The following is a 14,564-nucleotide window of genomic DNA, read 5'->3' on the forward strand; positions in this document are numbered from 1 at the left end:
GGCGCAGAGCCCGGCGCCGGCCCGCGGCGGATTCCGCCTCGGCCCGGCACGGCCGACCCGCGCCGCGTCCGGCGCGGGGGCCGTGCTGACAGGCCAGGACTCGTGTGCGAAGCTGCCGTCCGCGACATGGGGAGGTGGCGGTGAGCGGGACGGGGCGGCGCGGGGGCGCACAACAGATCGACGGCGCGCGGGAAAACGGCGGGGGCACACCGCGCCCCGGCGCCCCGGCACACGGCGACGGTACGCAACAGGCGCGCGGCAGGGCCCGGTTGGCGCTCGGCGTGCTCATGGTCGCCGGGACGGCGCTGAGCGCCCTTCTGCTGCGGCCCGAGGGCAGGCTGTTCCACGGGACGACCGGCCCCCTCGGCGGAAATCTGCCGGTGCTGCTGCTCGCCGCGGCCTGGTTCGCGGTCGGCCTGATGGTCAACAACCACTATCAGAGCCGGATCGACTACGACAACGACCTGAACCCGCTGGAACAGCGCCTGGTCGACATCGTCCGGATGGTGCTGCTCGCCGCCGTCTTCGTCGTCCCGTTCCTGCTGATCGTCCTGCACCGCTTCCGTGCGAGCGGCCACGCCTCCGGATCGATCCGCGATCCGAAGGACCGGGAGCTGCCCCAGGCGACGGCCACCGCCACCACCAGGGCGGCGAAGCCGCACCATGGCAAGGACGTCAACTTTCCCCCGTTGCTGCAGCACATCCTCATCGGTGTGGGCATCGGGCTGCTCGCGCTGCTGCTGGTCGTCGCGGCGGTGCGGCTGCTCCGCTATCTGCGGGTGCCGCAGGCGGGGCGGGTCGTACCCGGCTACGAGGCGATCGACGACGACCGCGAACTGCTCGCCGAGGCCGTCGAATCCGGCCGGCGGGCGCTGCGCGGCGGTCTGGACGCGCGCGCCGCCGTCATCGCCTGCTACGCGGCCATGGAGGAGTCGCTCGCCGCGTCGGGCGTCGCCAGGCGGGCCTCGGACAGCCCGCGGGACCTGCTCCAACGGGCCGTGGCGGCAGGCGTGTTGCACGGGCCGAGCGCGGAGGCGCTGACCCGGCTCTTCCGCGAGGCGCGCTACTCCACGCACCCGATGGGGGACGACCACCGGGACCGCGCCGCCGCCGCGTTGAACGACATCGCCGCCCAACTGGCCGCGCGCGAGCAGGCGTTGGGCGACAGTACGGGGCAGGGGCCGGCCGGAGAGTCCGGCGACGGCCGGGGCGGAGCACCGGATCAGAATCAGAAGGGCGCCGCGCGGAACGGCGGGAAGAGCACGGACCGATCCGCGGGAGCCGCCTCGTGAAGGACCGCCTGCGCGGGGCCATGGGCACGCCGCACACCGTCCGGCACTCGCTGACCATCCTCGGCCTGCTGGTCGTCGCCGCCGAACTGCTGCTCGTGCTCACCGACGGTCCGGTGGCCGCGGCGACCGGGCTCGCGCTGATCACCGTGGCCGCCCTGTTCATCGGCCGCTACCTCGGCGGGGCGGGCGCGCACGACAGCGGCCACCGCGGCTCGGTGCGCCTGCTGGGCAGCCGCGCCCCCGCGCTCGGCGACTGGCCGCGGGTGGTGCGCAAGGCGCTCGGCGAGGACGGCGCCATCCACTTCGCGGTCACCCTCAGGCCGCAACTGCAACGGCTGTTCGCGGCGCGGCTCGCCGAGCGGCACGGCGTGCTGCTGCACCACCGGCCGGACCGGGCCGGCGCGATCGTCGGCCCCGAACTGTGGCCGTGGATCGACCCGCGCGGCACCCCGCCGCAGTCCGCGATCCCCGAGCCGGTGCTGCGCGCCCTGCTCGACCGGCTGGAGACCCTGTGACCCACCGCCGTACCCGTACCCGTTCTCTTGCCCGTCCCCGTCCCTGCGCCCATTCCCTTCCCCGTCCCCCGCTCCGTTTCCGCCCCCGTACCCGATCCCGTTCCGCGACGCTCCACGACCAGGCAAGGTGAGGACCGCAGTGACGAGCCCCGAGCACACACCCGAGCACGACGCCCTCACCCCGCGGCAGGCGGGCGAGCGGGCCGCCGCGGTGCTCGCCGAGATCCGCAACGCCGTGGTCGGCAAGCCGGAGCCGTTGCAATTGGTGATGCTCGGCGTGCTGGCCGGCGGCCATGTCCTCATCGAGGACCTGCCGGGCCTCGGCAAGACCCTGCTGGCCCGGTCCTTCGCCACCACCCTCGGACTGGACTTCCGGCGCATCCAGTTCACCCCCGACCTGCTGCCCTCCGACGTCACCGGCGCGCCCTTCTACGACCAGCACAGCGGTGAGATGGTCTTCCGCCCCGGCCCCGTCTTCACCCACCTGCTGCTCGCCGACGAGATCAACCGCACCCCGCCCAAGACCCAGGCCGCGCTCCTGGAGGCGATGGCAGAGGCGCAGGTGTCCATCGACGGCAGCACCCGGCCGCTGCCCGCGCCCTTCGTGGTGATCGCCACCGCCAACCCGATCGAGTACGAGGGCACGTACACCCTCCCCGAGGCACAGCTCGACCGCTTCCTGCTGCGGGTACGGATGGGCTATCTGTCGCCGTCCCAGGAGACCGGCATGCTGCGCTCGCGGATCGACCGGGCCGCGCCGGAGGCGGTGCTGCGGGCGCTCGGCGACCCCGCACAAGTGGTCGCGATGCGCGCCGCCGTGGAACAGGTCGAGGTCGAGGACGACCTGCTCGACTACATCGTCGCGCTGGTCGGCGCGACCCGCGAGCACCCGCAGATCGAGGTCGGCTCCTCCCCGCGCGGCGGCCTCGCTCTGGTCCAACTCGCCCGCGCCCGGGCCGTATTGGAGGGCCGCGACTACGTCACGCCCGAGGACGTGAAGTGGGTGGCGATCCCCGCGCTCGCGCACCGCGTCACGCTCAGCCCGGAACTGTGGGTCCGGCAGATCAACGCCGACGACGTGATCCGCGAGATCGTGCAGTCCGTCCCCGCGCCGCGCACCGTGCCGCTGGAGTCGCGCGGCGTCGTCGCGTCATGACCGACGCCTCGGCCGCCGTCGACCGCGCGCTCGGCGGACCGCAGCCGCCGCCGGGCACGCGGTCCGCCACCCAGTCGGAGCCGCCGCCCCCGCCGCCGCCCGGCTGGCGGTCCGGCGAACGCGCCCTGCGCTACGGGACGGTCGCCTCGGTGGCCGCCGCCGCTGCCCTGATCACCGGGCGGCCCTGGCTGCTCGCGCTCGCCGCGGGACCGCTGGTGCTGCTCGCGCTCGCGCTGCCGCTGGGCGGGCGCGCCACCCGGATGGAGGCCACGGCCGACGTCGTACCGCGGCGGCTGTTCGAGGGCGAGACCGTCACCGCGCGGATCGCGGTGGCCTACGACGGGGACCGCGGCCGGCTCGACCCGGGCATCACGCTCGGCCCCGGCGTACGGCTCGACCACCTCACCGTCGGCGCCTCCCACCTGGAGCTGCGGTTCACCGCGGAACGCTGGGGCCGCTGGACGCTGGGCACCGTGGACATCGATCTGTACGACACCGGTGGCTCCGGCCGCCGTTCGCTGCGGGTGGACCTCGGCGAGGTCGCGGTGTTCCCCGTACCGTCCCGCGCCGGAATGACGCCCATCCCCGTACGGCTGCCGCAGCGGCTCGGCGAGCACACCGCGATGCAGCGCGGCGAGGGCGTCGAGGTCATCGGCGTCCACCCGTACATCCGCGGCGAGCGGCAGCGCCGTATCAACTGGCCCGCCACCACCCGGCGCGGCAGCCTGCAACTCCACCAGTACGCGGCGGAGCGCGCCGCCGACACCGTCGTGCTGCTCGATGTGCTCGGCGACATCCTCGACCCTGCGACCGGCACCTCCTCGCTCGACGAGACCTTCCGCGCCGCCGCCGGCCTCGTCCGCGCCTACCTGCGCACCCACGACCGGGTCGGCGTCGTCTCGGTGGGCGGCGCCACCCGCTGGCTGCAACCGGGCAGCAGCGACGGCTACTTCTACCGGATCGTCGAGACCGTCCTGGAGGTCCGCAAGGACGTCGCCTACCGCACCGCGGGCGTCAGCAGCCTGCCGCCGCCCGCGCTGCCCCAGGGCGCGATCGTGTACGTCTTCACACCGCTCACCGACCAGCGCATCCTCGACGTGCTGCACCAGGTGTCGCGGCGGGCCCTGGCACTGGTGGTGATCGAGATCGCGACGGCCGACCCGTACGTCGAACCGGGCGACACGATCGCGGAGCTGGCGCTGCGGCTGTGGCGCTCGGACCGGGACGCGATGCGGTTCGCACTGAAGGAACGCGGCATCGCCGTGGTCACGCACGAGCGCGGCGAGGCACTCGACCTGGCGATCGCACCGCTGATGCGCACCCGGATCCACGGAGGACGGCGATGAGCGGGACGACCGGGCGGCGGCTGTCGGAACAGGCCGCGAGAGCGGCGGCGATCACCGCGGCCGAGCAGTCGTGGCGGCCGCCCGAGGTCCCGCGGTACCGGACGCTGCTGCGGATGCCGTCCCAACTGCCCGCCCGGTTCCTGGGCACCGCACTCGCGCTGGCCGCGTGCGACCTCCCGGCGGCCACCGGCACCTCCCCGGGTGCCCGGGTGTTCCTGCTGGTCGTGGTGGGGTGCGCCGCCTGGTGGGCGGCGCCGATGACCGACGCGCGGCCGGCGCAGTATGCGCTGCGCCGCCGCGGGATCGCGGCCCGCCGCCGGCCCACGGTGCTGGCCGCGGCGTCGGTCGTCGCGGCCGCCGCCACCGACCCGCCGACCTGGCTCGCGGTTTGCGTCGCGGCGCTCTTCCTGGCGTACGTGCTGATCACCGACGACTGGATCATGGGCTCCACCGCGCCGCGCGCCGCTCGCGCCCCGGCCCCGCTGCTGACCGCGGCGGCGGCCTCCGCGCTGACCTTCGTCTGCGCCACCGTCCCGGTCGCCTCGACCAGTTGGGCCCGGCTGCCCGCCGCGCTCGCCCTCGCCGCGACCGCGGCCTGTCTCGCGATGGTGATGCGCGGCCGGCGCACCCCGGAGTGAGCGCGGCCCGCACCACTGAACCTCACCTTTATCGGTTCAGCAATATTCAGTAGGCCCACTGAACGGGCCTGCGTGCTTGAGCTTTACCGATTAATGGACACATGGCGGGCGGGTCACTTAGGTTGGGCGGCGCAGGTGCCCCGGATGCCGTGTGCGGCCCGCCGGAGCGGAGCGAGCGCGCAAGGAGCAGGGATGAAGGACGTCACGCCGATCGCCGACGGCTGGAGGCTGCGCCTTCCCGACGCCGGAGCCGAAGCGGGGTCCGAGGGGGGATCCAACGGGGTGCCCGACGCCGTACGCAACGCCGGCACTGGCACCGTCCCGGCCGTCGTCCCCGGCTGCGTCCACACCGACCTGCTGGCCGCCGGACTGCTGGAAGACCCCTTCCTGGACAGCAACGAGACCGCGGCCGCCTGGGTCGGACGCGCGGACTGGACGTACGGGACGGAGCTGCCGCCGCGCAGCACCGCACACGAGCGCACCGACCTCGTCCTCGACGGCCTCGACACCGTGGCCGAGATCAGGCTCGGCGACGCGCTGCTCGGCCGCACCCGCAACATGCACCGCGGCTACCGCTACGACATCACCGACCGGTACGGGAGGGACGACGGGACCGCGCTGACGGTCGCCTTCACCTCCGCCTACACCGAGGCGGAACGGGTCCGCGCCCTGGTCGGCGACCGGCCCAACTCGTACACCGAGCCCTTCCAGTACATCCGCAAGATGGCCTGCTCCTTCGGCTGGGATTGGGGGCCGACCCTCGTCACCGCCGGTATCTGGAAGCCCGTACGGCTCGAACACTGGTCGACCGCCCGGCTGGCCGCCGTGACACCGCTGGTCACCGTCGCGGACGGCGCCGGCCGCGTCGAGGTCCGGCTGGAGATCGAACGCACTGCGTCCGGCCGGGGCCGCCCGCTGACCGTACGGCTGCGCGTGGGGGAGACCCGGGTGGCGGCCGAAGTCCCGGCCGGCACCGACCGGTTCACCGTCACCGCCGACGTGCCGGACCCCGAGCTGTGGTGGCCGCACGGCTACGGCGACCAGCCGCTGTACGACTGCGAGGTCACCCTTCTCGACGGCGGGACCGACGACACCTCCGCCGATGCGGGCGCCGCGCTCGACCGCTGGCAGCGCCGTATCGGCTTCCGCACCGTCACCCTCGACACCGCGCCCGACGAGCACGGCAGCGCTTTCACCCTGGCCGTCAACGGCGAGCCGATATTCGCCCGGGGCATCAACTGGATCCCCGACGACGTCCTGCCCACCCGGATGACCCCCGACCGCTACCGGCGCCGGCTCCAGCAGGCCAAGGACGCCGGCGTCGACCTGGTGCGGGTGTGGGGCGGCGGACTGTACGAGAGCGACGACTTCTACGACGTCTGCGACGAGCTGGGCCTGCTGGTCTGGCAGGACTTCCTCTTCGCGTGCGCTGCCTACGCCGAGGAGCAGCCGCTGCGGTCGGAGGTGGAGGCCGAGGCACGGGAGAACGTGGCCAGGCTCGCACCGCACGCCAGCCTGGTGCTGTGGAACGGCAACAACGAGAATCTGTGGGCCTTCCGCGACTGGGACTGGGAGCCCGAACTGGCCGGCGCCTCCTGGGGCGAGGGCTACTACCTCGGCCTGCTGCCCCGGGTCGTCGCGGAGACCGACCCGACCCGGCCGTACTGGGCGGGCAGCCCCTGGTCGGGCTCCTGGCGGCACCACCCCAACGACCCGGCGCACGGCACCGCCCACTCCTGGGACGTGTGGAACAGCCGGGACTGGACCGGCTACCTGGACGACGTACCGCGCTTCGTCGCCGAATTCGGCTGGCAGGCGCCGCCCGCGTACGCCACGCTGCGCCGCGCGCTCAGCGACTCCCCGCTCGCGCCCGACTCGCCCGGCATGCTGCACCACCAGAAGGCCGCCGACGGCAACGGCAAGCTGGAGCGGGGCCTGGCCCACCACTTCCCGCCGCCCGCCGACTTCGACACCTGGCACTATCTGACCCAGGTCAACCAGGCCCGCGCGATCGCCTGCGGCATCGAGCACTGGCGCTCGCACTGGCCGGTCTGCGCAGGCACCGTCGTCTGGCAGCTCAACGACTGCTGGCCGGTGACATCTTGGGCGGCCGTGGACGGCGACGGCCGGGAGAAGCCGCTCTACCACGAGCTGAAGCGGCTCTACGCGGACCGGCTGCTCACCGTCCAGCGGCGCCCCGACGGGCTGGTCGCCGCGGTGGTCAACCAGAGCCGCGAGGAGTGGTCGGGCACCGCGGTGCTGCGCCGGGTCGCGGTCGACGGCGCCGTACTGGCCGAGGCCCGGCTGCCGTTCGGGGCCCCGCCACGCGCCGTCGCCGAGATCCCGGTGCCCGCCGGGCTGCTGCCGCAGGCCGGCAGCGACAGCGAACTGCTCACTGTGGACGCGGAGCTGCCCGGCGGCGCCGCGCCCGCGCGCGCCCTGTGGTTCCCGGTCCGCGACAAGGACTTCGCCTATCCGGCGCCCGGCTGGGACCTGGAGCTGAGCACGGACGACGGCGTCACCCGGGTGACCGTCACCGCCCGGACCCTGCTGCGTGACCTGCTGCTCCAGGCCGACCGGCTCGATCCGGCCGCCACCTGCGACCGCGGTCTGATCACCCTGCTGCCCGGCGAGCGCGCCACGATCACCGTACGGGGCTGGGACCGGCCGGAAACGGCGGCCGTGGACGCGGCGCTGTCCTGTGTCAACTCCGCGGTACGGGCGGCGGCGCGGGCGGGGGAGCCGGTCGGACCCGGGGCGCGCTGAACCGTGGGGTAGGGTCGGTGCCGTCAGTGCGGACCCCGCGAGAGCCGGGGTCGCAGGACCAGCCGAGGAGGTGGGACCGATGACCGCAATCGCAGGCCGGGTGCTCCCGCCGTACGGCCGCGCGGTCTCGCCGACGTAGGCGAGGCCGGGGGAGTGCCCGTGGGCTTCCCGAAAGGCTGTTCATGTCGCACTTCGTCACCCCCGCACTCGAATCCTCCGTCGTCGCCGCGCTCCGGGCCGCGGGCTGCGTCTTCGCCGAGGACGAGGCACGGCTGCTCATCGCGGCGGCCGGCACCCCGGACGAGCTGTCCGCGATGGTCGCGCGCCGCGCGGCCGGGCTGCCCCTCGAACACGTCGTCGGCCGGGCCGACTTCGCCGGTGTCCGGATCGAGCTGGACCCCGGGGTCTTCGTGCCGCGCCGCCGCACCGAATTCCTCGTCGAGGTCGCGGTCGGCCGCACCGCTCCCGGTGACCTCGTGCTGGACCTGTGCTGCGGCTCCGGCGCCGTCGGTGTCGCGGTGGCCACCGCGCTCGGCGGCGTACGGCTGCACGCCGCCGACCTCGACCCCGCCGCCGTCCGCTGCGCCCGCCGCAATGTCGCGGCCGTCGGCGGCCGCGTCCACGAGGGCGACCTCTTCGCCCCCGTTCCCGCCGACCTGCGCGGGCAGGTCCGGCTGCTGGCCGCGAACGTCCCCTACGTACCCACCGGCGACGTCCCGCTGCTGCCGCCGGAGGCCCGCGAGCACGAGGCGCTCATCGCCCTCGACGGCGGCCCGGACGGGCTCGACGTCCTGCGCCGCGTCCTGGCGGAGGCTCCGCGCTGGCTCGCGCCCGGCGGCTCCCTGCTGGTCGAGTCGAGCGAGCGCCAGGCACCCACGGCGGTCGCCCTCTTCACCGCCGCGGGCCTGCGCACGCGCGTCGCCACCTCGGCCGAGCTGTACGCCACGGTGATCGTCGGCACCCGCCCGCCCGAGACGCACTGAGCCCGGCCCGGCCGCCGTCAGCCCGGTGGTGGGTCCTGAGCCCCGCCGTCGGCCCGGTGGCGGGTCCGAGCCCGGCCGCCGTCAGCGTGGTGGTGAGTCCCGACGCCTGCCCTGCCGCCCGGTGGGTCGTACGACCGTCCGGGCGGGGTCAGATCTCCGTCCGGGCCTCGTCGATCGAGCGGCGGATGCCGTGGGCCGCGGCGCCGTCGGCGAGGTCCGCGGCCTCGTCGAGGAGGGCGAGGGCGCCCTCGCGGTCGCCCTCGGCGGCGGCGATGTAGGCCAGGCCGATGAGATTCGCGGCCACGCCCGCCGGGAAGCCGACCTCACGGCGCAGCCGGTTCGACTCCTCGAACCGCTCGCGCGCGACCGGCAGCCGGCCCGCCATGTGCGCGACGAAGCCGAGGTGCCGCAGCGCGTACGACATGGTCAGCCGGTCGCCCGCGCGCTCGGCGAGTGCCAGCGACCGCTCGAACAGCGGGACGGCGGTCCCGGTGTCGTCGCCCACCACCTGGTGGAAACAGCCGGTCCAGAACAGCGCCTCGGCCGGCGCGTCGGTGTCACCGCCGAAGACGGCCCGCTCGTAGAGTTCCACCGCCCGCTGGATGCGGTCGTCCGTGGTCATCGTCGCCCCCGTCCGCGCGGCCCCCCGGCCGCGCCTGTGCGCAGGATCCTACGGCCGGGCGCCGCACCCCGTGCGCGCGAGCGTCTCAGTCGGCCTGCTGGTCGGCGGTGCGCAGGCCCGCCGACCACTTCTCCTCGATGTTGCCGTACCGCCAGACGGCGAAGGCGACCGCCCAGGTGAAAAAGAAGAGGCCGACGATCACATAGCCGATGATGTTGAGGTCGAGCCCGCCGACCCAGTCCCAGAAGGCGCCGTGCAGATGGGCCTTCTCGGCGACCAGGCCGAGGAGTTCGACGGTGCCGATGATGAGGGCGACCGCGACGGACAGGCCGGTGATGGTGAGGTTGTAGTAGACCTTGCGGACCGGCTTGGAGAACGCCCACTCGTAGGCGAAGTTCATGAACGAGCCGTCGATGGTGTCCAGCAGCGACATGCCCGCGGCGAACAGGACGGGCAGGCACAGGATCGCGTACCAGGGCAGCCCGCTCGCGGCGCCGGAGCCCGCCAGCACCAGCAGCGCGATCTCGGTGGCGGTGTCGAAGCCGAGGCCGAACAGCAGCCCCAGCGGGTACATCTGCCACGGCTTGGTGATCGACTTCATGACCCGGCCCAGCAACCGGTTCATGAAACCGCGGTTGTTGAGCTGCTCCTCCAGCGCCGCCTCGTCGAACTTGCCCTCGCGCATCTCGCGGAAGACCTTCCAGATCCCGGCCAGGATCACGAGGTTGATGAAGGCGATGACGTACAGGAAGGTGCCCGAGACCGTGGTGCCGATCCAGCCGGTGACGTTGTGGAGCTGGGAATCGTCGTCCTCGACCGGGCTCGCCAGCGCCTTGACGCCGAGCGACAGCAGGAAGGCCAGGCCGAAGACGATGCTGGAGTGGCCGAGGGAGAACCAGAAGCCCACCGACAGCGGGCGCTTGCCCTCGCCCATCAGCTTCCGCGTCGTGTTGTCGATCGCGGCGATGTGGTCGGCGTCGAAGGCGTGCCGCATGCCCAGCGTGTACGCGGTCACGCCGATACCGATGCCGAAGGACTTGGTGCCGAGGCTGTAGTGCTCGGGAGCGACGATCGCCACCAGGGTGAACCAGCCGATGACATGCAGCGCGAGGATGAAGGCGAACATGCCGCCGACCCTCGTCCACTCGGCGCGGGTCATGGACGCCGATATGCGGCGCCAGCGGGACCCGGCCGGTGTCGGAACGTCCGGCGTGGTGGCGGTGGTCATTTCATCAGTCCTTTGTCGAGGCGGGCGATGCCAAGCTAGACGCACCTGAGTCCTTATTGCAAGATACTGGCAATAAGACTGCCCGCTGGGGCCGGGCCCAAGCTCAGCGGGGGTGGCCGCCCGGCCGTCTCACAGGGACGGGGGTACGCCGCGCCGGACGGACGCGAGAGCGCCGCACCACAGGGACGCGAGCGGGCCGCGTCACACGGACGCGAGAGCGCAGTCGCCGCAGAGCGCGCCCGCCCGGCCGGGCGCCGCCCGGTAGATCAGACAGCAGCTACGGCGCCTGAAGCGGTACGCGCCGGCCTCCGCCGTACCCTCCCGGGTGCTCGTACCCCGCAGCGGCGGCCGGTCCAGCAGCGCGGCGGCCAGCGACCGTACGCGGCCGGCGTCGGCGGGACGGGCGGCGGCGAGCATGCCCGCGGCGCCGTTCAGCGCGGAGGCGGTATTGCCCCGGAGAATGTGCGGGGACACCCTGAAGGGCGCGAAGGCGTCCGTGAGTTCCCGTACCGGACCGTCGAGCAGGTCGCGGGCCAGCGCCGCGGCGAGCGCTTCGAGAGGCGCGCCGGACAGGTCGTCCCCGGGCGGCGGGTCGGGCAGCGACAGCGGGAAGGGCCCGCCCAGCACCGGCCGCCAGCGCAGGTCGGCCAGGCGGAGGCCGGAGGCGACCTCGCCGCGCAGCACGGCGAGCGCCAGCATCGGCGACAGCACCCGCGCGACCAGGCCCAGATGAGCCACCGATGCCGCGACCCGTGTCTCGACCGTCTCCGGCGGCCCGCCGCCCATCGCCGCGAGGTAGCGGCGTACGCCCGCCACCCGCTCCGCGAGCGCGGGGCCGCCGTCGGCCAGCTCGCCCATCGACCGCCAGGCTTCACCGCCCGGGGCAGGATCGGGCAATCCGGCGCCGGGTGCGAGGGGGGAAGCGGAGTGTCCCTCGGCCGCGAAGAACGGGCCGAGGGACATCAGATCCGCCGTACGCGACCGCCGTACCGAACGGGTCATCCGGCCGTCACGCGCCGACCGGTTCCGCCCGGCCGACGCTCGGGGCGGGGGCGCTACGCGGTGCGAGCAGCCGTTCGGCGAGCGGGCCGAAGCACAGCCCGATCACCGCCCACAGCAGGAGCTGCGCGGCCACCGAGTAGAAGCGGAAGGAGAACAGCACGTCGGCGGGGAAGCCCGGATAGACGATCCGGCCCTTGTCGTCGGTGAGCGGCAGCGGCGTCTCCGTCGCGTGATTGCCGAAATTCTCCTTGTTGTACGCGAGATGACCCAGCTCGGGCAGCAGCGCCATCACCACACCGATCGCGACGACGAAGGCGCCCGCGGCCAGCAGCGTGGCGTTCCAGTTCCCGAACCGGGACCGCAGCCGCCTGCCCAGGACGGCCGCGCCGACCAGAAAGGCCAGCGAACACACGACCATCACCAGATAGAGCCCGGTACGGTCCTTGATGGTGTCCTCGTGCCCGATGGCCGGCGGATTCGCCGGGTACTTCAGGAACGGCACGAGATAGATGCCGAGGAATCCGCCGCCCGCGACCAGCAGCGCGAGATTGCGGGCCCGCAGATTGCCGACCCTGCCCAGGCAGACCGCGTAGGCGACCGCGAACAGCGCCCCCATGGCCATCCCGAAGAACACCATGCCGACACCGATGCCCACGTCCGCCTGGACGGTACGGCTGAACAGATCGGGGTCGGCCGCCGCGGCCGGCAGTCCGGCCGCCTTGTCGAGCGCGGCCTGCGCCGCGTCCCGGCCGCTCTCGTAATCGATCGCCTTGTTGATCTGCGGCTCGGCGAAGATACGGGCGAAAACGAATGCGAGCAGCCCGGCGAATGCGCCGACAATTATGCCGCGCAGAATGAGTTTCTTTTCCATGGCGTGATCGGTCAGTGGCAGGGGAAACCGAGGAAGTGCCGGGCGTCGTGGACGAACTCGTGGATGTGCATGTCCTTGCCGAACACGCTCACCGCGCCCTGGTCGACACCGATGAAGTAGTAGACGGCGAACGCCAGGACGGCGGTGCCTACCAGCCACATCACCGCCTTCGAAACCGGCAGGACAACCGGTGTGGCGGTGCTGGTGGGAGCGGACACAGAACTCACGGGTGGGGCCTCCTTCAGGGATTCAGCGTCCCTCGATCAATTGGGGCGTCGTGACGGCTGAGTATCTGACTCGCCGGACACCCTCCGCGGTGACCGGCTCCACAGTGGCGCGACCGTGCTGGATTTTCACCAGCTTCCTCACGCCATCACGCAATTGAGCGTAGAGGCAGCAGAACGCGCACGTCAATCAGGCCCGCACCGTTGTGACATACGCCCCTGGCCGCTGTGCCAGAATCCGGATCGTGAAGCAGATCTTCGTCATCGGTATCGGCGCGGGCGACCCGGACCACCTCACCCTCCAGGCGGTGCGGGCGATCGCCCGCACCGAGGTGTTCTTCCTGCTCGACAAGGGCGAGGAGAAGGCGGATCTGGTCCGGCTGCGCGAGGACATCTTGCGCGAACACGCGGCGCCGTCGCACCGCGTCGTGGTCGCCCGCGACCCGGAACGCGACCTGAGGACTTCAACGCCCGGCTACGCGCCCGCCGTTGACGACTGGCGGCAGCGGCGCGCCGAGGTGTACGAGCGGCTGATCGCGGACGAGGTCCGAGGCGACGGCACCGGCGCGTTCCTCGTGTGGGGCGATCCGGCGCTGTACGACAGCACGTTGGGCATCCTCGACGAGGTGCGGGCCCGTGGCAGGGCCGCCTTCGAGCGGACGGTGGTGCCCGGCGTGAGCAGCGTCTCGGCGCTGGCCGCGCGGCACCGTATCGGGCTCAATCAGGTCGGGCGCGCCGTCCAGATCACCACCGGACGCCGGCTCGCCGACGGCGGATGGCCGGACGGCGTGGACGACGTCGTGGTGATGCTGGACGCGCACCGGACCTTCGGCCGCTTCACCGGCCGGGGGCTGCACATCTACTGGGGGGCGTATCTGGGCACGCCCGACGAGATCCTGCTGTCGGGACCGCTCGACGACGGCCTCGCCGAACGCATCGCCGTGGTACGGGCCGAGGCCAGGGAGCGCAAGGGCTGGATCATGGACACCTACCTGCTGCGGCGCGGCATCCCCGCGTGACCGGTCCCGGCGGGCCGCCGCGCCACGTGCTGATCCTCGGCGGTACGGGTGAGGCCCGGCGGCTCGCGGAACTGCTGGCCGAGGACGCGAGTTGGGCCACCACCACATCGCTGGCCGGGCGGGTCGCCGCGCCGCGACAGCTCCCGGGCCGGGTCAGGACCGGCGGCTTCGGGGGAGCGGACGGACTGGCGGACTGGCTGCGCGAGCACCGGGTGGACGCGGTGGTCGACGCCACGCATCCGTTCGCCGCCACCATCACCGCCCATGCGGCCGAGGCGGCCGGCACCACCGGCCTCCCGCTGGTCGTGCTGCGCAGACCAGGATGGACGCCCGGTCCCGGCGACCGCTGGCACTGGGCCGACTCCGTCGCGGACGCCGCCGCCCTGCTGCCGGAGCTGGGCACCCGGGCGTTGCTGACCACCGGCCGGGGCGATGTGGCGGCCTTCGCCGCTGCCGCGCCCGGCCTCTTCCTGCTCGCCCGCTCGGTGGACCCCCCCGAGCCCGCACCGCCCCCGCACGTCCATGTGCTGCTCGCGCGCGGCCCGTTCACCGTCGAGGGCGAGCGGGCGCTGTTCGGCGCACACCGCATCGACGTCCTGGTCACCAAGGACAGCGGCGGCGCCGCGACCGCGGCCAAGCTCACCGCCGCCCGCGAGGCGGACGTCCCCGTACTGATCGTCCGCCGCCCGCCGCCACCCGCGGATGTCCCGGTGGTGAGGACACCGGCCGGGGCTGTGGTCCGCCTGCGCGCGATCGCGGGGGAGTGACGTACGCCCGTCGTACCCGCGGGGAGTGACGGCCGCCGACCGTTCCCGGGCGGAGGGCCGTACGCCCGATCGGGGCGAACGCGAGAGGATCGTGCAAGAGTGCGCGCGGATCGGTCTACCGGCGCCCACCCGCCC

At 73.4% G+C, this 14,564-nt stretch carries 14 protein-coding genes and 1 riboswitch; of the genes, 9 read left to right on the forward strand and 5 right to left on the reverse strand.

The genetic code is table 11. The features are described 5' to 3' along the window. Nucleotides 1–140: 140 nt before the first annotated feature. The 7 genes from BM076_RS07495 (at nt 141) to BM076_RS07525 (ending at nt 8,696) form a co-directional block, all read left to right on the forward strand. Nucleotides 141–1,292: a DUF4129 domain-containing protein gene (locus BM076_RS07495; protein WP_245795821.1), complete on the forward strand. Its 1,152-nt coding sequence runs from the start codon at nt 141–143 to the stop codon at nt 1,290–1,292. Continuing rightward, complete coding sequence (locus tag BM076_RS07500; RefSeq protein ID WP_245795822.1) at nt 1,289–1,807, forward strand: hypothetical protein; 519 nt, start codon at nt 1,289–1,291, stop codon at nt 1,805–1,807. The genes BM076_RS07495 and BM076_RS07500 overlap by 4 nt, the downstream gene beginning before the upstream one ends. Nucleotides 1,808–1,946: 139 nt before the next feature. Continuing rightward, nucleotides 1,947–2,963, forward strand: coding sequence for an AAA family ATPase (locus BM076_RS07505; RefSeq protein WP_093712569.1), 1,017 nt, complete (start codon nt 1,947–1,949; stop codon nt 2,961–2,963). After that, nucleotides 2,960–4,309, forward strand: coding sequence for a DUF58 domain-containing protein (locus tag BM076_RS07510; protein WP_093712570.1), 1,350 nt, complete (start codon nt 2,960–2,962; stop codon nt 4,307–4,309). The genes BM076_RS07505 and BM076_RS07510 overlap by 4 nt, the downstream gene beginning before the upstream one ends. Continuing rightward, nucleotides 4,306–4,947: a hypothetical protein gene (locus BM076_RS07515; RefSeq protein WP_245795824.1), complete on the forward strand. Its 642-nt coding sequence runs from the start codon at nt 4,306–4,308 to the stop codon at nt 4,945–4,947. The genes BM076_RS07510 and BM076_RS07515 overlap by 4 nt, the downstream gene beginning before the upstream one ends. A gap of 192 nt (nt 4,948–5,139) precedes the next feature. Continuing rightward, nucleotides 5,140–7,713 carry a glycoside hydrolase family 2 protein gene (locus BM076_RS07520; RefSeq protein ID WP_093712571.1) on the forward strand — a complete coding sequence of 858 codons (2,574 nt, stop codon included), beginning with the start codon at nt 5,140–5,142 and terminating at the stop codon, nt 7,711–7,713. A gap of 182 nt (nt 7,714–7,895) precedes the next feature. After that, nucleotides 7,896–8,696: a putative protein N(5)-glutamine methyltransferase gene (locus BM076_RS07525; protein ID WP_093712572.1), complete on the forward strand. Its 801-nt coding sequence runs from the start codon at nt 7,896–7,898 to the stop codon at nt 8,694–8,696. A 148-nt stretch (nt 8,697–8,844) separates the two neighbouring features. On the opposite strand, the gene BM076_RS07530 is transcribed toward BM076_RS07525, so the two are convergent. The 5 genes from BM076_RS07530 to BM076_RS07550 form a co-directional block, all read right to left on the reverse strand. Then, entirely contained in the window at nt 8,845–9,318 is a 474-nt protein-coding gene (locus BM076_RS07530) for a tetratricopeptide repeat protein (protein WP_093712573.1), read from the reverse strand. 85 nt (nt 9,319–9,403) lie between these two features. Continuing rightward, complete coding sequence (gene nicT / locus BM076_RS07535; protein ID WP_093712698.1) at nt 9,404–10,477, reverse strand: Nickel transporter NicT; 1,074 nt, start codon at nt 10,475–10,477, stop codon at nt 9,404–9,406. A 270-nt stretch (nt 10,478–10,747) separates the two neighbouring features. Continuing rightward, nucleotides 10,748–11,404: a (2Fe-2S)-binding protein gene (locus BM076_RS07540; RefSeq protein ID WP_245795826.1), complete on the reverse strand. Its 657-nt coding sequence runs from the start codon at nt 11,402–11,404 to the stop codon at nt 10,748–10,750. 151 nt (nt 11,405–11,555) lie between these two features. Then, entirely contained in the window at nt 11,556–12,419 is an 864-nt protein-coding gene (locus tag BM076_RS07545; protein ID WP_093712575.1) for a CbtA family protein, read from the reverse strand. Between the two features lie 11 nt (nt 12,420–12,430). Beyond that, the gene (locus BM076_RS07550; protein WP_435822127.1) at nt 12,431–12,646 is read right to left on the reverse strand and encodes a CbtB domain-containing protein; all 216 of its coding nucleotides are present in this window, start codon (nt 12,644–12,646) and stop codon (nt 12,431–12,433) included. A 38-nt stretch (nt 12,647–12,684) separates the two neighbouring features. Then, a riboswitch (cobalamin riboswitch) is annotated at nt 12,685–12,832 on the reverse strand. A gap of 56 nt (nt 12,833–12,888) precedes the next feature. Here BM076_RS07550 and cobF point away from each other — a divergent pair. Together cobF and BM076_RS07560 are read left to right on the forward strand one after the other, a co-directional pair. Beyond that, a complete protein-coding gene (gene cobF / locus BM076_RS07555; RefSeq protein WP_093712576.1) occupies nt 12,889–13,662 on the forward strand; it encodes a precorrin-6A synthase (deacetylating) in 774 nt (257 codons plus the stop codon). Beyond that, nucleotides 13,659–14,429 (forward strand): cobalt-precorrin-6A reductase, encoded by a 771-nt coding sequence (locus tag BM076_RS07560; protein ID WP_093712577.1) that lies wholly within the window; start codon nt 13,659–13,661, stop codon nt 14,427–14,429. The genes cobF and BM076_RS07560 overlap by 4 nt, the downstream gene beginning before the upstream one ends. Nucleotides 14,430–14,564 lie beyond the last annotated feature (135 nt).

Origin of the sequence: Actinacidiphila alni, assembly GCF_900112845.1 — a bacterium.
In the GTDB taxonomy this organism is placed as follows: Bacteria; Actinomycetota; Actinomycetes; order Streptomycetales; family Streptomycetaceae; genus Actinacidiphila; species Actinacidiphila alni.